This window comes from Mesorhizobium sp. BHscii (assembly GCF_053848065.1).
This window is the reverse complement of the sequence record NZ_JBSPKW010000006.1, coordinates 127,970-147,713: the sequence shown is the minus strand read 5'-3', so window position 1 is coordinate 147,713 and position 19,744 is coordinate 127,970. Positions and strand designations below refer to the sequence as shown.

Sequence of the window (19,744 nt, the reverse complement as noted above, 5' to 3'; positions counted from 1 at the left end):
CTCCTTGCGACAGCTTTCGCCGTCCGGATGTCAGAAATGCGAGGCACGAAACCGCGCCAGGAAACTGCGGAGACGCTCATTGTTGATCTCGGTGCCCAGAATCTCGGCAGGCGGGCCTGCGGCGCTGACGCCGCCATCCGCCATGAAGACGATGCGGCTCGAGGCGTCGCGCGCAAAGGCCATCTCGTGCGTGACCATCACCATCGTCATGCCGTCCTCGGCCAGGCTGCGCACGACCTCGAGCACCTCGCCGACGAGTTCCGGGTCGAGCGCGGATGTTATCTCGTCGAGTAGTAGGATTTTCGGCTCCATCGCCACCGCCCGGGCGATGCCGACGCGCTGCTGCTGGCCGCCGGAAAGCTCGGCCGGCAGGCTGTCGGCCTTGTGGGCAAGTCCGACCCGGCCGAGCCAGTGCTCGGCAATGGCACGTGCTTCGGTACTGCTCTTGCCGCGCACCTTGCGCAGGCCAAGCATGATGTTGCCGGCCGCCGTCAGATGCGGAAACAGATTGAAACTTTGGAACACCATTCCGGTTTCGGCGCGCATCTTCGCCAGGTCGCGCTCGCTGCGGCGCTGGCGTGTTCCCGTGTCGCGGAAGCCGACCTCCTTGCCGTCGATGCGGATGGAGCCGCTGTCGTAGCTCTCCAGGAAGTTGACGCAGCGCAGCAGCGTGGTCTTGCCGCTGCCGGAAGGTCCGATGACAGTCACCACCTCGCCGCGTGTCACCTGCAGGCTGACGGAGCGCAGGACCTCGACGGATCCAAAGGATTTGGAAACGTCGGAGATGTCGAGAAGCGCCAGATTGGCGGGCGGGGCGATGGACATCTTGCTATTCCCGGATAAAGGAGAAACGCCGCTCCAACCGTCGGCTGGCCAGGGAGAGGGCGTAATTGACGACGAAGTAGATGACCGCACCGAGGATGTAGAGCGGCATCGCCTCGTAGGTGCGGCCGATGACCTGGTTGATGGCGTGCATCAGGTCGGTGATGCCGAGCAGCGAGACCAGCGCGCTGCCCTTCACCGCATCGGTGACGCCATTGATCCAAGGCGGCAGGAAGCGCCTGAACGCTTGCGGGAAGATGACGTAAGCCAGTCGCTGGCGAAAGGTCAGCCCGATCGCCATCGCCGCCTCGGACTGCCCCTTCGGTATGGAACCGACCGCACCGCGCAGATACTCGATGACCTGCGCCGTCTTGAACAGGGTGAGTGCCAGCACGGCTGCCCAGAAGGATTCCAGATGGATGCCGACGGCAGGCAGGCCGTAATAGACGAAGAAGATGAGCACCAGGATCGGAATGCCGCGAATGGTGTCGCTGAAAATCCGCACCGCCCAGCGCAGCGGAGCCGGGCCATAGACAAGGCCGACGCCCATCATCACGCCGGCGACGAGCGACAACACCACGACCAGCAGCGACACCCATAGTGTCACGGCAAAACCCTGGGCCAGGAAAGGCAAGGCATAGGCGATCTGGCCAAGCATCCTAATGCGCCGCCCTGAACCGGCGCTCGACAAGCCGAAGCGCATAAAGAAGCGCATAGCCGGTCAAGAGGTACATCGCCGTCACTACAAGATAGACCTCGACGATGCGGAAGGTGTTGAAGTTGATCCACTGGGCGCCGTAGGTGAGCTCGGGCACCGAAATGACCGAGGCAACGGACGTGTCCTTGAACAGCGATAGGAACGTGTTGGAAAGCGCGGGCAGCGTTATCCGCAACATCGTCGGCAGGCGCACATGGACCAGCCTTTGCCAGGGCGTCAGGCCGATCGCCTTGCCGGCGTCGAGCTGTCCGCGCGGAACCGCTTCGAGCCCCGAGCGGAACACCTCGACCAGATAAGCGCCGCTATAGAGCGACAGCGTGGCAATGAATGAGGTCTGCGCGCTGTAGGCGATGTCGACCACCGTCGGCAGGCCGTAGAAGACGAGATAGACGAGCAGGATCAGCGGCACGTTGCGGATGAACTCGACATAGGCGGCGATGACGGTCCGCACCGCACGCCCGGCCGACACGTACCAGACCGCCAGAAGCAGCCCGATGACGATGCCGATCGCGATGGAGATCACGGCCAGCTCGAGGCTGAGCAGCAGCCCTCCCCAGAGCTTGTCGAAATGCCGCCAGATCAGGTTGAAGTTTAGGGTATAGCCCATGTGTCCCTGTGATATCGAGGGCCGTCGACGAGAAGGAGGCGGAAGCGCGCGGCCCTTCCGCCAGCTTGCATCAGATGACCGGGAAGCCGGGATGGCGCGCCGGCGGCTCCTGTCCGAAATAGTCCTTGAATGCTGCGTCATAGAGCGCCGTCTCATGGCCGAACATGGCGGTGGTGAAGGTCGTGTTGACGAAGGTCAGCCAGTCGAGGTCGCCTTGCCGAAGTGCGGCGCCGTAAAGCATCGAGAACCAGCTCTTGCCGGCATCGAAGTATTTGTCCGGATTACGCGAGGCGAGCCAGCGGACCGTCGACAGATCGACGGCGGCGCCGTCGACGCGCTTCGATTCCAGTGCCTGCAGCACGTTGGCCTGCGTGTCTATCTGCATCACCTGCGCCTCCGGCAGGACGATTCGCACATTTGCCTCGGCATCGACGTTCTGCAGGATGGAAATCCGTGTCGCCGAACCGCCGGCAAGCAGCTTGTCGAAGGTCTTGTTTTCGGCGTTCGGAAGGGTCAGCAAGGCGATGCCTTCGACGTAATAGGGCCGGGAGAAGTGGATCAGCTGCGAGCGCTGGGCGGTCATGGTCATGAACTGGATCGAGATGTCGACCTTGTTGGTGGTCACGTTCGGAATGCGCTGTGCCGGATCCTGCATGACGAATTCGACCTTGGTCGTATCGTCGAAAAGGCCCTTGGCAAGAATGCGCCCCATGGTGATGTCCATGCCGACCAGCTCGCCGGCATCGTTTTCGAAGTGCCAGGGCGCGTTGGTGCTGCCGGTGCCGACGATCACCTTGCCGCGCTCAAGAACAGTGCGCAGCAGGCTGTCCGGTGCAGCTTGCGCTGCCGCCTTCTGAACATCGATCGTTGCTGCTGCGCCCACCACTCCGGCCGTTGCAAGCCCTGCCATTCCCAGTTTCAGAAATTCACGTCTTTTGGATGTGTCGTTCACGGCGACCTCCTTCGTGTTGTGTTCCCCTTGCCGATACATGCGTCAGTGATCTGCTGGATTGTCTCTTACAAAAGACACATGTATCCTGTACAAGACAGATACTAACATCAGGAATCAGTAATGCAAGATGGCAATGCCTTGGCAGCGCGGTCGGAAGCTGGTCCGGGCGAAGACAAGATTGCGAGTTCCCGCGAGAAGGGTCTCAACCGGGTGCTCCATATCCTGGAGTTTCTTCACGCGAACCAGCGAGCGATCGGGATTGGGGATCTCGCCAAAGGAGTGAATGCGCCACGCTCGACGATCTACACGCTTGTGCGCTCGCTCGTGGATGCGGGCCTGCTGGAAATGGCCGTCGACGGCAATCGGGTCTATTTCGGGAAGAAGCTTTATCTCTACGGAATGGACTATGTGCGCGGCAACGACTTGCTCAGGAGAGGGCGTCAGGAAGTCGACAATCTGTCGCGCGAGACAGGCGAGACCTCTGAATTGTGCATGCTGCAAAGCGGCCGCTATACGATTGTCCATTCAAGCCCGGGCACCAGGCCGTTCCGGATCAGTTCGGCCACAGGTCTGCAGATACCGCTTCCCTGGACCGCGTCCGGGCGATTGCTTCTCGCCGGTTTCGAACGGGCCGTGATCGAAGACATGGTGTCTGAGGACGATCTCGTCCTGCCGGACGGCCGCAGATTGCTGCTGGACGATTTCATAGAAGATATCGTCACGGCCGGGGCTGCCGGCTACTGTGTGACCTCCGGTCTTGTCGACGCCTATACAAAATGCCTGGCCGCGCCGGTCTTTTCAGCTGCCGGCAAGGTCGAGGCGACGATATGCCTGGTGGTTCCCATCGACACTTCCGAGGAGAAGACCGGCCATCTCATTGCCCTGCTGCGCGAACGCGCCGCAAGGCTTTCGATCGCGGGATGAGCAGGATTTGCCGCGACGGTAAGTCGATTCGCTCACGCGATGATGTCGGGGATGATCCGGTCTTCCAGCGCCATCAGCCGGTCTTTCAGGAAAAGCTTTTTCTTCTTCATGCGCTGGATCTGCAGAGGGTCGCAGCCGATGGCGATCATCGCGTTGATCGCCGCGTCAAAATCGGCGTGCTCTTGCTTCAGCCGAGAATATTCGAGGCGGATATCGGCCTGTTCCTGTTCGGACATTATCTACCGTCTGCACGTCTGCGGCGCCCAAAAATGGGCCTGATTGGGCGGGGCCGGAGGTATCTTGCACCGGCGCGCAGCCAATACCACATTTCGTATTGTCGTGGAATGCTACCACGCAGCATTCGACATCGATGCCCGATAGTGGCACACTGTCATGATGCCGTCACAGAAGCGAGCCTGCGGTGGACGCGCCTTGACGGCTGCAATCGAGGAAACCATGAAAGGGAGAACCAATCATGTCTCTTGCATCCCATCTTGATGAGCTGCAGCGGAAACACGGCGACATCGAACGCGAAATCGATGATGCGATGAACCATCCATCGGTCGACGACCTCGAAATCGTGAATCTCAAGCGGCGCAAGCTGGCGCTCAAGGACGAGATTGAAAAACTGAAGGCGAAACGGACCACGCACTGACGCTCTTCTACAGCGCCGCGCGTCCTTTGGACGCGCAAAGGACGCTGTAGTGCTTCTGATTTGGCGCATGACCCTTTCCGAAAATCGATTCCGATTTCGGGGTCATGCGCAGGGATAGTTGCGCGCTTTGCGCGCGACCATCTTCTCCGGTGGCAACCAATGCCGCCGGAGCGTTTCTTTATTTATCCGGCGGTCGATTTGACAGGTCTGCCTGCCTGTCGCCATTGACAAGCCATCTTTGCTCCTCCACCTCATGCCGGGACCTTCTACGGCGCCGCGCGTCCTTTCGGACGCGCAAACGACGCTGTATTTTGATTTTTGCGCATGATTGTTTCCGGAAACCGATTCCGGAATTCGGCGCTAACAAAGGGCAGCCGGCCATGACCGGATATTTTTCTTCACCCTTCCCGCGCCGTACATCGGTCGGTGTCGATGTCGGCGGCGTGATGGTCGGCGGGGGTGCGCCTGTCGTCGTTCAGTCGATGACCAACACCGACACCGCCGACGTCGACCAGACAGTCGCTCAAATTGCGGCGCTGCATCGCGCCGGCTCCGAGATCGTGCGCATCACCGTCGATCGCGACGAGAGTGCTGCCGCCGTGCCCGCCGTCCGCGAGCGGCTCGAACGGCTCGGCATTAACGTGCCGCTGGTCGGCGATTTCCACTATATCGGCCACAAGCTGCTCGCCGACCACCCGTCTTGCGCCGAGGCGCTGGCCAAATACCGCATCAATCCGGGCAATGTCGGCTTCAAGGACAAGAAGGACCGGCAGTTCGCGGCGATCGTCGAGATGGCGATCCGGTACGACAAGCCGGTGCGCATCGGCGTCAACTGGGGGTCGCTCGACCAGGAGCTTCTGACCCGGCTGATGGACGACAACCAGCGCCAAGGCTTTCCGCTGACCGCGCAGGAGGTAACGCGCGAGGCGATCGTGCAGTCGGCGATCCTTTCGGCCGAAATGGCCGAGGAGATCGGCCTTGGCCGCGAGAAGATCATCCTGTCGGCCAAGGTCAGCGGCGTGCAGGATCTGATCGCCGTCTACACCGAGCTTGCCACCCGCTCCAACCACGCGCTGCATCTCGGCCTCACCGAGGCCGGCATGGGTTCGAAAGGCATCGTCGCCTCGTCCGCGGCGATGGGCATCCTGCTCCAGCAAGGCATTGGCGATACGATCCGCATCTCGCTGACTCCGGAGCCGAATGGCGACCGCACGCGCGAGGTGCAGGTGTCGCAAGAACTCCTGCAGACCATGGGGTTCCGGCAGTTCGTGCCGATCGTCGCCGCCTGCCCCGGCTGCGGTCGCACGACCTCTACCGTGTTCCAGGAACTCGCCCAGAATATCCAGGCGGATCTGCGCAAAAACATGCCGGTGTGGCGTGAAAAATATCCGGGCGTCGAAAACCTCAAGGTCGCGGTGATGGGCTGCATCGTCAACGGTCCAGGTGAATCCAAGCATGCCGACATCGGCATTTCGCTGCCCGGTACCGGCGAGACGCCGACGGCGCCGGTGTTCGTCGACGGCAGGAAAGCGGCGACGCTGCGCGGCCCTTCGATTGCCGCCGACTTCGAAAAAATGGTCGCCGATTATATCGAGCAGCGGTTTGGTCAACCTGGCAAGGCCGCGGCGGAGTAGGTCGATGCGGCGCTTCCCCTGGGCGACGCCGGTTTTGCTTGGTGGATTGGTTTTGCTTGGCGGGCTCGGCTGGGCGACAGCCGCCCACGCCGATCCGCCGCGCCCCGCCAAACAGCGGCTGCTCGACCGGGTTTGCAACCTGATCGAGGCCCATGCATATCAAAACGGCCTGCCCAAGGACTTCTTTGCCCGGCTGATCTGGAAAGAAAGCCGCTTCGATCCCAATGCGGTCAGTCCGGTCGGCGCCGAAGGCATCGCCCAGTTCATGCCGGGTACCGCCAAGATACGCGGCCTCGCCAATTCCTTTGATATCGAGCAGGCCATCCCGGCTTCGGCAAAATATCTCGCCGAAATGAAAACCGGCTTCGGCAATCTGGGCCTGGCCGCCGCCGCCTACAATGCCGGTGAAAGCCGGGTATCGCGCTGGCTGAGTTCCGGTGGCTTCCTGCCGATGGAGACCGAAAACTACGTTCTGGACATCATGGGCGAGCCGGCCGACAGGTTCACCGACATCGCCTATGCCGGCACCATCCAGCCGCTCGACAAGAAAGCGAGCTTCGCGGTCGCCTGCCGCAAGCTGCCGGTAATCAAGTCCAGAACCGTGGCCATGGCGTCGATCAATATCAAGCCGTGGGGCGTGCAGGTGGCCGGCAATTTCCGCCGCGCCGCGGCGCTCAGTCAATGGAACAGCGTGAAGCGCCGGTTTCCGGACTTGCTTGGCGGGCATGATCCGGTGGTCAGCCGGGTGCGTACGCCGATCGGCAGACGCGGCATCTATGCGGTCCGGATCGGCGCCGACTCCAAAGCCAAGGCCAACAACATCTGCCAGAAACTGCAAAGCGTCGGCGGTGCATGCATTGTGGTGCGGAATCGGTAAAGGCGATATGGCGGCCGCTTCGTCGAACCTGAAAGGGCTGGAAACATGACCGCCAAGATCATCCTTCTCAACGGCGTCGGTAGCGCCGGCAAGAGCTCGATCGCCAAGGCGTTGCAGACGATGACTACCGAGCCCTTCCTGCATGTTCAGATGGACGCATTCGTCGAGATGCTGCCCGAGGCCCTCCAGGACCATGCCGACGGTTTCGCCTATGAAGCGATCGCGAAAGACGGCAGGCCGCAGGTCGTCATCAAAACCGGGCCGGTCGGTGAGCGAACCATGCGAGGCATGCGGCACGCCATCGCGGCGATGGCGGCACAAGGCAACAACCTCATTGTCGATAATGTGCTGTGCGACGGCGAGATGCCGAAGTATCTGAGGTTGCTGTCGGATTTCGATCTATGCCTGGTCGGCGTCTTTGCTCCGCTGAACGTTCTCGAGGCTCGCGAAATCCAGCGGGCCGACCGCTTGCCGGGGCTGTCGCGCTGGCAATATGACCGCGTGCACAAGGATATCAGCTACGATCTCGAAATCGACACCAGCACGCTCACGCCGCTGGAGTGCGCCAGGCGCATAAAAGCAAAATTCCAGCTATAGGCCCACAATGACCGACCATCTTTACAGCGATCCCGACCTCGTCCAGTTCTATGATATCGAGAACGAAGGTGGCGTGGACTTCGACTATTGCGTCGGCTTTGCCAAGGACGCGGGCTCGGTTCTCGATCTCGGCTGCGGTACCGGGCAATTGGCCGCCGCGCTCGCCGATCGGCGCAGCGTGACCGGCGTCGACCCCGCGCCGGCGATGCTCGACATCGCGCGCCGCAGAGCCGGCGGGCAGAGGGTCGACTGGGTCGAGGCCGATGCGCGCAACGTCCGGCTCGGACGACGCTTCGATCTGGTGATTTTGACCGGGCACGCCTTCCAGGTGTTTCTGACGCCAGAAGATCGAGAGGCGGTGCTTGCCACGATCGCTGCTCATCTGGCTGCCGATGGACGCTTCATCTTCGACACGCGAAATCCAGCCGCGGAGGAATGGCTCGAGTGGACGCCGGACCGGTCCGAACGGGAACTGAGTCATCCAAGATTGGGCACTGTAAGAGCGTGGAACGATTTTCGGCGCGATCCCGCTACCGGCGTCGTCACTTACTCGACCCACTACGCAATCTCCGATAGCGGGCGGGTGCTCAGCGCCGAATCGAAAATAGCCTTCCCGGTAAAGGAAAGCCTTGCGCAGATGCTGGACGAGACCGGGCTGGTCGTCGAAGCATGGCTCGGCAACTGGCGTGGCGAGCCATACGGTCCGACATCGCCGGAAATCATTCCGATCGGCCGGTTGCGCTAGCCCGGACGTTGCTTCGCCTTGAGCGGTTCCCCATCCTTTGACGTGACCGACTGAGCACGCGGATAATACGAAGACATAACCGGCCAATTGCGGCGCTGCGCTCGCGACGTGCCCACCGATGCAACTCGTGAGCATCGCGCAGATTTGGCTGTTCTGAACGCATCGCGCACCTCCTCGCCGGTATTTTAGATGCTGAAGAGGAAATGATATTATGTATCGCGCGTGCCGATAATCTATGATAATTTCCGTTCATCTGTGACGAATTGGAATAGATGACATGGGCCGGCCAGAAACGATGGGTGTGTTCCTGTCGGTTGTCGAGGAAGGTGATTTCTCGGCGGCGGCACGCCGGCTGCGGATGAGCCCATCGGCCGTCAGCAAGATCATCGGGCGGCTTGAGTCCCGCCTTGGCGTGCGATTGCTGCAACGCTCGACGCGGCGGATCAGCTTGACGGCGGAAGGCAGCACCTATGCCGATAGCGCTCGCCGTATCCTGAACGACATCAAAGAGGCTGAAATCGCGATTCAACCCGGCGCAGAACCGCGCGGCCGGCTGCGGGTCAGTCTTCCAAGCGCCTTCGGCCATCGTTTGATCGTGCCGATGTTACCGGCCTTCATCGATCGCTACCCTGCCATCGAGCTCGAGCTAATGTTCACAGATGCGATTGTCGACCTATTGGCTGAGGAAACGGACGTCGCCGTGCGCGTTGCCGCCCAGAGCGATTCCAGGCTGGTGATGCGGCGGCTGGCGCCCAATCACCGTGTCATTTGCGCGTCAGCTCGGTATCTCGAAAAACACGGTATCCCGATGACGCCAGGCGATCTTCAACATCATACATGTCTTGGCATCACATCACGCGGCGGCCTCAACATCTGGGAATTCGATGGCCCGGACGGTCCGCAAAGCATGCGTATCCGCAGCCCGATAGAGGCCAACAGCACGGAAGCGCTACGCCGGCTGGCGCTCGCCGGTGTCGGCATCGTCCGCATGTCGGAGATATTGGTTGGACCGGATATCAGAGTAGGCAGACTGACCGCATTGCTCACCGGATACAATCATCATGACGGACCACCAATCTGCGCCGTCTATCCGCCAGGCCGAATCCTGTCGCCGCGTGTGCGCGTGTTCGTGGATTTCCTGGCGGAACAATTCGCCAACCCTCCTTGGCTACACGGCGCGCCATAGGACGCGAGTACAACTTGGAACAGCGTCAGCTGTTGCGGGCCGCCACGAATTCGGCTGCCTGCTTCAGAAGCACGGCCTCGTCGCCATAGGGATGAAGCAAGGCGTGGGCCTGGTCGACGAGGCCCTGAAGCTGGCCCCGCGCCCAATTGGGGCCGTGCAGCGCCACCAGCGTCGCCTTGCCGGCGGCTGCATCCTTGCCGGTTGCCTTGCCCATCTGGTGCGCGTCCGCCGTCAGGTCGAGCAAATCGTCGGCAAGTTGAAAGGCAAGCCCGATCGCGGAGCCGAATTCCGCCAGTCTTTCACGGTCGGCCGCTGGCGCGCCGGCAAGGATTGCGCCCGCCTCGCAGGCGAAGCGGATCAGTGCGCCGGTCTTCATCGCCTGAAGCCGGATGATGCCGGCCTCGTCCGGCCTGATACGCTCGGCTTCGAGATCGAGCATCTGGCCGCCGACCATGCCGCCAGCTCCGGCAGCGCGGGCCAGCGCCAGCACCAGCGCCGCCCGTCGCTCGGCCGGCAGCATTGTCGCTTCGTCCGCAATGATGTCGAAGGCGAGCGCCAGCAAGGCGTCGCCGGCGAGGATAGCGGTCGCCTCGTCGAAGGCCTTGTGCACGGTCGGCTGGCCACGGCGCAAATCGTCGTCGTCCATGGCCGGCAGATCGTCATGGATCAGCGAATAGCAATGCACGCATTCGAGCGCCGCCGCCACGCGCAGCGCCGCCTCGCCGTCCGCGGAAAACAGCGCGGCGCTTTCCATGACCAGGAAGGGGCGCAGGCGCTTGCCGCCGTTCAGCACGCCGTGGCGCATCGCCTCCATCAGACGTTGCGGCCGCGCGATCTCGCCTGAAAGCGGGCGGTCGTCGAGCAGTCGCCTGAGCAGCGCCTCGACCGGACCTGTGCGCGCGACAAGCGCTGCCTCGAACGGCATTTGATCGTCTTTCGTCATGCCGGGGACGGGTAGCCGACACTCAGACGTTGCGCAAGAAGCCAAGCGCCATTATGCCGGGGGCAGGGAGCAGCATGGATTGAGCGGCTTGGCGGAACCGATCGTCGATTACGAAACCGAAGGGCTGGACATGGTGAGGCCGAAACGCGGCAACCGCATCGGTCTCAAACGTTGGCCCCGGCACTGGGTCCGGCGCGGTTTCACCGTCGCCGTCGTGCTGGCGCTGATGCCGGTGGTGCTGACCTTTCTTTATCTCCCGCCGTTCGTTCATCCGGTATCGACACTGATGCTGAAGGATCTGGCGACGTTTTCCGGCTATGACCGGCGCTGGGTCTCGATCGACGATGTGGCGCCGGCGCTGGCGAATTCGGTCATCATGTCGGAAGACGGGCAGTTCTGTTTCCATCGCGGCATCGACCTTGGCGAGTTGAGGGGCGTCGTCGACGATGCGCTGGCCGGCGAGATGACGCGCGGCGCCTCGACCATCACCATGCAGACCGTGAAGAACCTTTATCTCTGGTCGCGGCCGCTGGGTTCGGTCCGGAAAGTCGTCGAGCTGCCGCTGGCCGTCTATGTCGACATGGTGATGTCGAAACGGCGCATCATGGAAATCTATCTCAATATCGCCGAATGGGGGCCGGGCATCTATGGCATCGAGGCCGCCGCCCAGCACCATTTCGGGGTTTCGGCAAAACGATTGTCGCGTCGCCAGGCGGCGCTGCTTGCCGTCACCTTGCCGAACCCAATCGCGCGCAACCCGGCGAAGCCCGGACCGGGGCTGAGACGGCTGGCCGCGCTGATCGAGCGGCGCGCGGGCCGGTCCGGCGCCTATGTCGGCTGTCTGCGTTAGCTTAAAAAAATTTGCGGCGACGCTGGCCAAAACGGCGCAGGGCGTGTATAGGCACCCGACTTTCTCAGATTCCGGCCCCTGACGCGGCCCTTTCACGAGGGCAGCCGGGGCATTTTGACCATGTAATGGAGCATATCCATGGCCGTACCGAAACGAAAAACCTCTCCGTCGAAGCGCGGCATGCGCCGTTCGGCCGATGCCTTGAAGGCCCCGACCTATGTCGAGGACAAGAATTCCGGCGAGATGCGCCGCCCGCACCATATCGACATGAAGACCGGCATGTATCGCGGTCGCCAGGTTCTGGAACCGAAGGAAAGCTGAGAACGCTTTCGACGGTTTTGTGACTCCCGAAGACCGGCCATCGCGCCGGTCTTTTTGCATTTGGCGGAGATGATCGCCCACCGAACCAATTTCAGAGAGCTCAGCAGCCGTACCGGACGGCAGCCGTGCCGGCTGACATTGTTATTTCGCACGGTCTTTGTCCGTGTTCGCGGTCGCGTACGAAAATTCTTGACGGCGAACGCCGAGCGCATACTAGAGAAGGTTGTCCAACCGGAGCCTTCTGATGTTCGGTGCCATCCCGCTGCTGATCGTGCCCTTCGTCCTTTATAATCTCGGGCTTCTGGGAATATTCGGCGGCGGCGACGATCCCTGGGCAAGCCAAATGTTCTCGATCCGCATGATGTCGGGCGGGGTGTTCTCGATGACGCTCGGCGATCTGATCGTGCTGATCGGGCTGCTTCTCTTCTTCATCGAAATCGTAAAATCGACGCGCACGACCAACGCCTCGATCATGGACCACCTGTTGTCGACTTTCGTCTTCGTGGCGTTCCTGGTCGAGTTCCTGCTGGTGAAGGGCGCGGCGCACTCGGTTTTCTTCACGCTGATGGTCATCGCACTGGTCGACGTCCTGGCCGGCTTCTCGGTGTCGATGCGAGCGGCCACTCGTGACATAAACATGGGCTAGAGGCCTCGCCGCAAGCTGGGTCGGCGGTGAGTCAACCGCCTCGATGTCAGCACCTGCCGACAACGGGCAGGACAGGCCCGCCCGACACGTCGGATACGCCGGAACCAGCCCTATTTTTTCTTGGCGCGCGCCGGCTTCTTCACCGGAGCAGCCGGCGCATTGGCGAGGTCTTCCGCTTCTTTGGCAAGGCGGAGCGCCCTCAGTTTGTTGGTCTTTATCTGGCGGGCGTCGCTCTCGGCGACATATTCCGCCATCGCCTTCTGGCGAACCGTGGCTGCCTCTTCCTGCTTCTTGAAACGCAAATCGGCCCGCGCGCGGGCAGTATCCTTAGAGTTCTCAACCAAGGGCTTTTCCAATCCCGTAAATTATAGTTTTCATTCCTTTAATAGCAGAGCCGACCTGCAATGGGGAAAATAAGTTGGTTAGGCGCGGGAATCGCACCTGGCGCCCGGCGCCTTTCGGGCGGCAATCGCCTCATATTCGGCCCGCAGGGTGGCACGCACGGTGGCATCCGGCGGCGTGTCGGAAGGCGTGCCCAGATGTTCGTGGCGCAGTTCGTCCATGAACTTTTCCCACATCGGCGGGCCGCCCTTCTCCAGAAGCTCGGCGCGGATCGAGAGCTCCTCGCTGACAGGCAGCCAGACGCGACCCCAGGCGCCGAGATGCGCCAGGATCGGCACCAGCGTGATCGCCATTTCGGTCAGGCTGTAGATTGCCTTCTGCTTGTGGGTGGGATCGTCCGCCCTGGTCAGCATGCCGAGCTCCATCAGCCGCTTCAGCCGGTCAGCGAGTATGTTGGAAGCGATTCCTTCCAGCGACCCGTTGAGCAGGTCGCGAAAGTGGCGTTTGCCGCCGAAAATCATGTCGCGAAGGATGATCAGGCTCCACCGGTCGCCAAACACTTCAAGCGACAGATTGATCGGGCACCCAGACCGGCGATCGATGCTCATGCGATTCTCCGATAGAAACCGGTTGCATTATCGTATCAGTCTTATTATCGTGCAACTGATTGCAAAAAGCAATCGGTTTAGGAGGAGACTGCGAAGATGACGAAGGTAGTGGAACCGGAAATCGCGTCCCAGACATTTGGCGATCCCACGCATCCACCGATGCTGCTGATTATGGGCGCCATGGCTTCGATGCTCTGGTGGCCGGAGGCGTTCTGCCGGAAATTGGCCGGCAAGGGTCTGTTCGTGATCCGCTATGACAATCGCGATACCGGCCGTTCGACCAAATATGCGCCGGGCGAACCGCCTTACACTTTCGTCGACATGGCGGACGACGCCATCCGCGTACTAGACAGTTATGGCATCGCGAAAGCGCATGTGGCCGGCATGTCGATGGGCGGCATGATCGCGCAGCTTGTCGCGCTGAAACATCCGTCGCGGGTCATCTCGCTTACGGCGATCAGCACTTCGCCAATCGGGATCGACACGTCGCATCTGCCAGGGATGACCGACGCCTATATGAAGCATTCCGCCGAAGGCGCGAAAGTCGACTGGTCGAACCGTGACCAGGTGGTCGACTTCATGGTCCAGGACGCGCACGCAATCGCCGGCACCGCGCATCCATTCGACGAGAAGCTGACGAGGGCGTTCGTCGAACAGGATTACGACCGATCCGGCGGCTTCTTGAGCGCGACCAATCACTTCCTGCTCACGAGCGGTGAAGATCGGGGCGGTGAAGATCGGGGCGGCGAAGATCGGGGCGGCGAAGATCGGGGCGGCGAAGACTGGAGGGGTCGCCTGCACGAGTTGAAGGTTCCGCTCCTCGTTATCCACGGCACCGCGGATCCAATTTTTCCGGTCGAGCATGGCGCCGCTCTTGCAGAGGCGGTTGCCGGCGCGAGGCTTGTCCGCATCGAGGGCGGCGGCCATGAACTGCATCCCGACGACTGGGCCGCGATCGTTGGTGCCATCGTCACCCATGCCCGAGCCAAATAAGCGCGGAGCCGGACCTTGACACACTATCTCCGTGGCAATAGTTAAGTAACCACTTCAGTGTTTCAGCCCTCCGTAAAACCACGCAGCGGCGAACCACCAAGGAACGAGCGAAACAATGTCCTACTTCAAGCTCTTCCCCTGCAACAACGGTTAAGCCCGATGCTGCAAGATAGCGCCCAACTCGACCTGATGTTCCAGGCGCTCGCCGACCCGGCGCGGCGGCACATGGTGGAGCGGCTGTCGCGCGGCTCCGCCTCGGTCAGCCAGTTGGCCGAGCCGCTGGCGATGTCGCTGTCGGCGGTCGTCCAGCACCTGAACGTGCTGGAGGCGAGCGGCCTCGTCCGCACCGAAAAGCTCGGCCGGGTGCGCACCTGCCGGATCGAGCCGAAGGCGCTGAGGACCGCCGAACACTGGATCAACGAACGGCGCCTAAACTGGGAACAGCGGCTCGACCGGCTCGGCGCCTTTCTTGCGGAAACAAAAGGACGAAACGGAAGGAAACTGAGGAGGCCAACATGAGCGAACGCTCCGTCGTCCATTCGACCATAGTGCTCGAACGCAGCTACGACGCTTCGCCGGCGCGGGTGTTCGCCGCCTGGTCCGATCCCGCCGCATTGCAGCGCTGGGGCTCGCCCGGCGAGGGGTGGGAAACCAGCATTGACTGCTTCGAGTTCCAGGTGGGCGGCATTGCGCTCAGCCGTTTCGGACCCAAGGGCGGCGAGAGTTATGTGAACGAGACGCGCTACCTCGACATCGTGCGCGACCAACGCATCGTCTCGGCTGGCGGCATGACCAGCAGCGGCCAGCGATTGTTTGTCGGCCTGCTGACGGTTGAATTCCGTCGAGAAGGCGCAGGCTGCCGGCTGGTGATGACCGAGCAAGGCGCCTTTCTTGATGGCCATGATCAGCCCGAAAACCATCAGGCCGGCTGGAGCCAGATGCTCGACAACCTGCGGGTAGAATGCGCGTGAGCGCCGCAGCCCAAGCCAAGACCAGCAGAATTGGGAGGATAGTATGAAACTCTACTGCGGCATCGGTCCGAATTCCTACCGCGTTCGCATCTTCATGGCTGAGAAAGGCATCGACGTTCCGCGGGTTAATGTCGACCTCACAAAAGGCGAGCACAAGTCGCCGCAATTCCTTGAGCTCAACTCACTAGGCCAGATTCCCGTGCTCGTGCTCGACGACGGCACGGTGATCACCGAAAGTATCGCCATCTGCCGCTATCTGGAGGCGCTTCATCCGACGCCGGCACTGTTCGGCTCGGACGCGGTCAGCCAGGGCAAGGTCGAAATGTGGAACCGCCGCGCCGAGATCGAGATCTTCGGAACGATCGGCAGCATTGCCCAGCATTCCGATCCCATGTTTGCGGAGCGGCTCGTGCAGTTCCCGGCTTTCGCCGAAACGCAGCGAGAAGCCGTTCCGGCAAAGTGGGCGTGGCTCGACCGGGAGATCGCCGATGGCCGTTCGTTCATCGCCGGTGACCAGTATTCCGTCGCCGATATCACCGCCGCCGTCGCAGCGTGGCTTGGCGCTTTCTTCGGAACCGACATTCCGGACGCGCTCGTCAATGTCCATCATTGGCTCGACCGTGTTCAGAAACGTCCAAGTTGGAACGCTTAGGCTGCCGTTCAATGGGACGATGTGCGGCTCAACGCCAGCACCTGAATCCAAAGGAGCTTTCGCCATGCCTGTCAAAATCAGATCGGACTTGATCCGCAGTTACTTCGCCGCCTATCAGGCCAACGACCGCAGCGTCATTGAGGCGGTGCTGACAGACGATTTCACCTTCACCAGCCCTTACGACAACGCCATCGACCGCGCGACTTACTTCGCGCGCTGCTGGCCAAACAGCACACTGTTCAAGTCGATCGCCGTCGAGAGGATTTGCGAGGACGGCAACGATGCTTTCGTTCTCTATCGCTGCGAAACGCTCGACGGCAAGGTCTTCCGCAACACCGAACTGCATTCGTTCCAGGACGGTAGGCTGCGCAGCGTCGAGGTTTATTTCGGCGCTACCTACAAGGACGGCGTTTTCGTCCCGCAACAACCTTGAGCTAGTTCATCGGCTTGCCAGGCGGTAGGACCGGGCAGGGATGCCTTCTCGACAGCCACGATGATCTCGGCACTCGCAACATGACACAGGCGAGCTGCTCGACGCGCTTGGTGCGCCACGGCCAAGACGTCACGGCGCAACTCAGTTTCCTGGCGAGCCAAGCCGCTCTGCATCCCAGAACTGGTCGAGCCAGATGTTGAGCTTCAGGAAGCCGGCATTGCTGACCGTATAGACGCGCCTTGTCCCTTCCGGCTTGGCATTGACCAGTCCGGCGTCGAGCAGCACCTTTAGATGCTGCGAAACAGCCGGACGCGAGACCGGCAACCCGGCGGCCAGTTCGTTGACGGTCTTCGGGCCGCGCCGGAGCTCTTCCAAAAGATAGCGCCGGTTGGGATCGGCAATCGCCATGAAGGCGTCGGAAAACATCATGCCTTATTTGTGAGGCAAAGTTTTCTAAATCTCAACCGTTGGTTTCAGGCTTTCTGCGCGGATCGAGCCGCAATGCTTCCGGCGTGATCGAGCGCTCGGCCGGTTGCGTCTTGAAGGCGTCGCGGTCTTCGATCGGCACCGGCGCGCGCCGGCTGATGCGCAGCAGCGTATAGCCCGCCAGGCAAAGATGCGCGAAGGCCGTCGCAAGGAACAGGCCTTCCGGCCGCATCCAGCCCATCAGGCCGGCGGCCAGCAGCGGACCGATCATCGTGCCGAAACCATAGAGCAGCAGCAGGCCGCCCGACACTTTGACGAAATCCTCGGCCCGGGCGTGGTCGTTGGCATGGGCCACGGCGATCGAATATAGCGTATAGGCAAAAGCGCCGTAGGCGGCGGTGCAGACGATGACGAAGACGCCGGAGCGCGGTTCGAACAGGAAGACCGCGAGGGCGAACAGCGCCGCGCCGAAGGCCAGGCCCGCCAGCACAAAGCGGCGGTCGGTCTTGTCGGAAAGACGCCCGGCCGGAAGTTGCATGGCTGCGCCGGCGACGACCACCAAGCTCATCATCAGCGCGATCTCGGCCGTGGAAATGCCGATACGGGCGCCATAGACGGCACCAAGCGTGCCCCAGGCGCCGTTGGCGATGCCGATCAAAACGCAGGCGATCGCCGACACCGGCGAATTGACATAGAGCCCCTTGACGTCGAGCGAGACGTCCTGCAGCGGCTTGGGGTGCGAAGCCGTCGACACCGCGGTCGGAATGAGCGATAGGCAGAACAGGATACCGGTGATCATGAACAGCGAGGCCGACTTCACGTCGCCCCCGGCAACGATCATCTGGCCGCCCATGATCGAGGCGTAGGTGACCATCATGTAAAGACCGAAGACGGTGCCGCGGTTCTCGTTGGTGGACTTCTCGTTCAGCCAGCTTTCGATGACCATGAAGGCGCCGGCCATGGTGAAGCCGGTGAAGGCGCGCAGCAGGATCCAGACATATTCGTCGATGATCAGGCCGGTGAGCAGTGCGATGATGGCTCCCGATGCCGCAAAGGCGCCGAAAGCGCGTACGTGACCGGCTCGACGCACGAGGCGCGGCGCAAAGAAGCAGCCGGTGACGAAGCCGCCGGCCCAGGCCGTGCCCATCAGGCCGAGCGATGCGGTCGAGAAACCTTCCAACTGGCCGCGCAGCGGCAACAGCAGCCCGTGCAGTCCGGTCGCCGCCAGCAGGAAAGCGGTGCCGCGAAGCAGCGAGAGGATCGGTCGGTAGCTTGCAAACATTTAGCTGATCCGGCTGGAATTTAGGGAGGGTCTGAAGTTTCGAGCTTTTCGGCGGCGGGCGCTTCGGCTCTGGAAACTATCCGCGGCGGAACAGCGCCTCGGCCGCTGATTTGGTGGTGCTCTTGGTCTTGAGCTCGGCTTCGAGACGGGCGATCTCGTCGCGCAAGATGGCGATCCGCTCGGACAGTTCATCGACGGAAAGCAGCGACAGATCCTGCCCGATCTCATGCGGGCGGGCTTTCTTTTTGGGTTCGTCGTCGAAGATCGCCATCGTTGCTCCTCGCTCATGCGCAAAAAAATCAACTGCTAGCTCTGCGCGTCCAATTCGAACGCCCGACGCTGCAGTGGCCATTTGCCTGATTTGGCAATCAGCATACATAGGGCAGGGACATGGATGCAAACAGTCGGCAAGAAAACCGGCAGCTGGAAGAAACTGGCGAAGCGAGACGGGAAAATTCATGGCGAGTGGACAGAACAAAATTCCGGCGAAGATGACGGCCATTGCGATTTCGGAACCCGGCGGACCGCGAGTGCTGAAACCGGAAACGCGCGACGTGCCCGTGCCCGGTCCCGGCGAAATCCTGATCCGGGTGCGCGCTGCCGGTATCAACCGGCCGGATGTGCAGCAGCGCAAGGGCGTCTATCCGCCGCCGCCCGGTGCGTCGGACCTGCCGGGCCTCGAAGCGTCGGGCGAAGTTGCAGCTCTTGGCGACGAGATATCACGGTGGCGTGTCGGCGACCGGGTCTGCGCGCTGACACCCGGCGGCGGCTATGCCGAATACGTCAAGGTCCATGCCGGCAGCGTGCTGCCGCTGCCCGCCGGCTTTACCCACACGGAAGCGGCGGCGGTACCGGAAAACTACTTCACCGTCTGGCATAATGTCTTCGAGCGCGGCGGCCTGAAGGGCGGCGAGACGCTGCTCGTCCATGGCGGTTCGTCCGGGATAGGCACCACGGCGATCCAGCTCGCCTCGGCCTTCGGCGCTTATGTCATCACCACCGCCGGCAGCCAGGAGAAATGCGACGCCTGTCTGAAGCTTGGCGCCGACCGCGCGATCAACTACCGTGAGGAGGATTTCGTCGCGGCGGTCAAGGACGCGACCGGCGGCAAGGGTGCCAACGTCATCCTCGACATGGTCGGAGGCGACTATGTGGCGCGAAACTACGAGGCCGCGGCGGTGGAAGGCCGCATCGTCCAGATCGCCACGCAGAGCGGGGCGGTGGCAAGCGCCGATTTCTCGAAGATGATGGTCAAGCGGCTCACCCACACCGGCTCGACGCTGCGGCCGCGCACCGTCGAAGTCAAGGCGGCGATCGCCGCGGCGCTGGAGGCGCAGGTGTGGCCGCTGCTAGGCACCCGCAAGGTAGCGCCCGTCATGGACATGATCTTCCCGCTCAAGGAAGCGTGGCGGGCGCATGAGCGAATGGAGGACGGCGACCACATCGGCAAGATCGTGCTCGATGTCGGCTGACGGTCGGCAAACAAGCTGAACAAAGGCTTAATTGTGCAATGCAACAAACGCATTGCGGCCATGCAAAAGCGTCTGTTCAACTTTTCAT

General features: G+C 61.8%; 27 protein-coding genes. 16 read left to right on the top strand and 11 right to left on the bottom strand.

What is annotated here, in order from left to right; translation table 11 throughout:
* Positions 1-30 precede the first annotated feature (30 nt).
* From ACWTU7_RS11650 to ACWTU7_RS11635, 4 genes are all read right to left on the bottom strand, one after another.
* Positions 31-825: an amino acid ABC transporter ATP-binding protein gene (locus tag ACWTU7_RS11650; protein WP_455838604.1), complete on the bottom strand. Its 795-nt coding sequence runs from the start codon at positions 823-825 to the stop codon at positions 31-33.
* A gap of 4 nt (positions 826-829) precedes the next feature.
* Positions 830-1,480 (bottom strand): amino acid ABC transporter permease, encoded by a 651-nt coding sequence (locus tag ACWTU7_RS11645; RefSeq protein ID WP_095517947.1) that lies wholly within the window; start codon positions 1,478-1,480, stop codon positions 830-832.
* 1 nt (position 1,481) lies between these two features.
* Complete coding sequence (locus tag ACWTU7_RS11640) at positions 1,482-2,147, bottom strand: amino acid ABC transporter permease (protein WP_065011301.1); 666 nt, start codon at positions 2,145-2,147, stop codon at positions 1,482-1,484.
* Positions 2,148-2,217: 70 nt separating this feature from the next.
* A complete protein-coding gene (locus ACWTU7_RS11635; protein WP_127208722.1) occupies positions 2,218-3,099 on the bottom strand; it encodes a transporter substrate-binding domain-containing protein in 882 nt (293 codons plus the stop codon).
* 120 nt (positions 3,100-3,219) lie between these two features.
* Between ACWTU7_RS11635 and ACWTU7_RS11630 the strand changes: the two genes are divergently transcribed.
* On the top strand, positions 3,220-4,023 hold the full coding sequence (locus ACWTU7_RS11630) for an IclR family transcriptional regulator (RefSeq protein ID WP_455838605.1): 804 nt from the start codon (positions 3,220-3,222) through the stop codon (positions 4,021-4,023).
* A gap of 32 nt (positions 4,024-4,055) precedes the next feature.
* Here ACWTU7_RS11630 and ACWTU7_RS11625 read toward each other — a convergent pair whose 3' ends face one another.
* Positions 4,056-4,259, bottom strand: coding sequence for a YdcH family protein (locus ACWTU7_RS11625; RefSeq protein WP_029348759.1), 204 nt, complete (start codon positions 4,257-4,259; stop codon positions 4,056-4,058).
* Between the two features lie 239 nt (positions 4,260-4,498).
* Between ACWTU7_RS11625 and ACWTU7_RS11620 the strand changes: the two genes are divergently transcribed.
* The 6 genes from ACWTU7_RS11620 to ACWTU7_RS11595 all read left to right on the top strand — a co-directional run bounded on the left by ACWTU7_RS11620 (position 4,499) and on the right by ACWTU7_RS11595 (position 9,717).
* Positions 4,499-4,678, top strand: coding sequence for a YdcH family protein (locus ACWTU7_RS11620; RefSeq protein ID WP_455838606.1), 180 nt, complete (start codon positions 4,499-4,501; stop codon positions 4,676-4,678).
* Between the two features lie 380 nt (positions 4,679-5,058).
* Positions 5,059-6,312 carry a flavodoxin-dependent (E)-4-hydroxy-3-methylbut-2-enyl-diphosphate synthase gene (gene ispG / locus ACWTU7_RS11615; RefSeq protein ID WP_455838607.1) on the top strand — a complete coding sequence of 418 codons (1,254 nt, stop codon included), beginning with the start codon at positions 5,059-5,061 and terminating at the stop codon, positions 6,310-6,312.
* Between the two features lie 4 nt (positions 6,313-6,316).
* Positions 6,317-7,189: a lytic transglycosylase domain-containing protein gene (locus ACWTU7_RS11610; protein ID WP_029348756.1), complete on the top strand. Its 873-nt coding sequence runs from the start codon at positions 6,317-6,319 to the stop codon at positions 7,187-7,189.
* Between the two features lie 45 nt (positions 7,190-7,234).
* Complete coding sequence (locus ACWTU7_RS11605; RefSeq protein WP_455838608.1) at positions 7,235-7,786, top strand: chloramphenicol phosphotransferase CPT family protein; 552 nt, start codon at positions 7,235-7,237, stop codon at positions 7,784-7,786.
* 7 nt (positions 7,787-7,793) lie between these two features.
* A complete protein-coding gene (locus ACWTU7_RS11600; protein ID WP_455838609.1) occupies positions 7,794-8,531 on the top strand; it encodes a class I SAM-dependent methyltransferase in 738 nt (245 codons plus the stop codon).
* 277 nt (positions 8,532-8,808) lie between these two features.
* Positions 8,809-9,717, top strand: a complete 909-nt coding sequence (locus tag ACWTU7_RS11595) for a LysR family transcriptional regulator (protein WP_455838610.1) — start codon at positions 8,809-8,811, stop codon at positions 9,715-9,717.
* Between the two features lie 25 nt (positions 9,718-9,742).
* Here the strand turns inward: ACWTU7_RS11595 and ACWTU7_RS11590 are convergent, their stop codons facing one another.
* Entirely contained in the window at positions 9,743-10,660 is a 918-nt protein-coding gene (locus ACWTU7_RS11590) for a polyprenyl synthetase family protein (protein WP_287338454.1), read from the bottom strand.
* A gap of 79 nt (positions 10,661-10,739) precedes the next feature.
* Here ACWTU7_RS11590 and ACWTU7_RS11585 point away from each other — a divergent pair, with 79 nt between their 5' ends.
* From ACWTU7_RS11585 to ACWTU7_RS11575, 3 genes are all read left to right on the top strand, one after another.
* A complete protein-coding gene (locus ACWTU7_RS11585; RefSeq protein WP_455838611.1) occupies positions 10,740-11,510 on the top strand; it encodes a biosynthetic peptidoglycan transglycosylase in 771 nt (256 codons plus the stop codon).
* A 138-nt stretch (positions 11,511-11,648) separates the two neighbouring features.
* Positions 11,649-11,831: a 50S ribosomal protein L32 gene (gene rpmF / locus ACWTU7_RS11580; protein ID WP_029348751.1), complete on the top strand. Its 183-nt coding sequence runs from the start codon at positions 11,649-11,651 to the stop codon at positions 11,829-11,831.
* 244 nt (positions 11,832-12,075) lie between these two features.
* The gene (locus ACWTU7_RS11575; RefSeq protein WP_029348750.1) at positions 12,076-12,477 is read left to right on the top strand and encodes a hypothetical protein; all 402 of its coding nucleotides are present in this window, start codon (positions 12,076-12,078) and stop codon (positions 12,475-12,477) included.
* 110 nt (positions 12,478-12,587) lie between these two features.
* Here ACWTU7_RS11575 and ACWTU7_RS11570 read toward each other — a convergent pair whose 3' ends face one another.
* Positions 12,588-12,821, bottom strand: a complete 234-nt coding sequence (locus ACWTU7_RS11570; RefSeq protein WP_029348749.1) for a hypothetical protein — start codon at positions 12,819-12,821, stop codon at positions 12,588-12,590.
* A gap of 78 nt (positions 12,822-12,899) precedes the next feature.
* Positions 12,900-13,427: a winged helix-turn-helix transcriptional regulator gene (locus tag ACWTU7_RS11565; protein WP_029348748.1), complete on the bottom strand. Its 528-nt coding sequence runs from the start codon at positions 13,425-13,427 to the stop codon at positions 12,900-12,902.
* Between the two features lie 96 nt (positions 13,428-13,523).
* Here ACWTU7_RS11565 and ACWTU7_RS11560 point away from each other — a divergent pair, with 96 nt between their 5' ends.
* The 5 genes from ACWTU7_RS11560 (at position 13,524) to ACWTU7_RS11540 (ending at position 16,476) form a co-directional block, all read left to right on the top strand.
* Positions 13,524-14,420, top strand: coding sequence for an alpha/beta fold hydrolase (locus ACWTU7_RS11560; protein WP_455838612.1), 897 nt, complete (start codon positions 13,524-13,526; stop codon positions 14,418-14,420).
* Between the two features lie 159 nt (positions 14,421-14,579).
* Positions 14,580-14,939 (top strand): ArsR/SmtB family transcription factor, encoded by a 360-nt coding sequence (locus tag ACWTU7_RS11555; protein WP_455838613.1) that lies wholly within the window; start codon positions 14,580-14,582, stop codon positions 14,937-14,939.
* Positions 14,936-15,391 carry an SRPBCC family protein gene (locus tag ACWTU7_RS11550; protein ID WP_455838614.1) on the top strand — a complete coding sequence of 152 codons (456 nt, stop codon included), beginning with the start codon at positions 14,936-14,938 and terminating at the stop codon, positions 15,389-15,391. Before ACWTU7_RS11555 ends, ACWTU7_RS11550 begins: the two co-directional genes overlap by 4 nt.
* A gap of 43 nt (positions 15,392-15,434) precedes the next feature.
* Positions 15,435-16,043, top strand: a complete 609-nt coding sequence (locus ACWTU7_RS11545) for a glutathione S-transferase family protein (RefSeq protein WP_455838615.1) — start codon at positions 15,435-15,437, stop codon at positions 16,041-16,043.
* A 64-nt stretch (positions 16,044-16,107) separates the two neighbouring features.
* A complete protein-coding gene (locus tag ACWTU7_RS11540; protein WP_455838616.1) occupies positions 16,108-16,476 on the top strand; it encodes a nuclear transport factor 2 family protein in 369 nt (122 codons plus the stop codon).
* A 141-nt stretch (positions 16,477-16,617) separates the two neighbouring features.
* Here ACWTU7_RS11540 and ACWTU7_RS11535 read toward each other — a convergent pair whose 3' ends face one another.
* The 3 genes from ACWTU7_RS11535 to ACWTU7_RS11525 form a co-directional block, all read right to left on the bottom strand.
* Positions 16,618-16,905, bottom strand: a complete 288-nt coding sequence (locus ACWTU7_RS11535; protein WP_455838617.1) for an ArsR/SmtB family transcription factor — start codon at positions 16,903-16,905, stop codon at positions 16,618-16,620.
* Positions 16,906-16,936: 31 nt separating this feature from the next.
* Positions 16,937-18,184, bottom strand: coding sequence for an MFS transporter (locus tag ACWTU7_RS11530; protein WP_095517934.1), 1,248 nt, complete (start codon positions 18,182-18,184; stop codon positions 16,937-16,939).
* A 76-nt stretch (positions 18,185-18,260) separates the two neighbouring features.
* Positions 18,261-18,455: a DUF1192 domain-containing protein gene (locus ACWTU7_RS11525; RefSeq protein ID WP_029348741.1), complete on the bottom strand. Its 195-nt coding sequence runs from the start codon at positions 18,453-18,455 to the stop codon at positions 18,261-18,263.
* Positions 18,456-18,642: 187 nt separating this feature from the next.
* Here ACWTU7_RS11525 and ACWTU7_RS11520 point away from each other — a divergent pair, with 187 nt between their 5' ends.
* The gene (locus tag ACWTU7_RS11520) at positions 18,643-19,656 is read left to right on the top strand and encodes an NAD(P)H-quinone oxidoreductase (protein ID WP_455838618.1); all 1,014 of its coding nucleotides are present in this window, start codon (positions 18,643-18,645) and stop codon (positions 19,654-19,656) included.
* Positions 19,657-19,744: the final 88 nt, after the last annotated feature.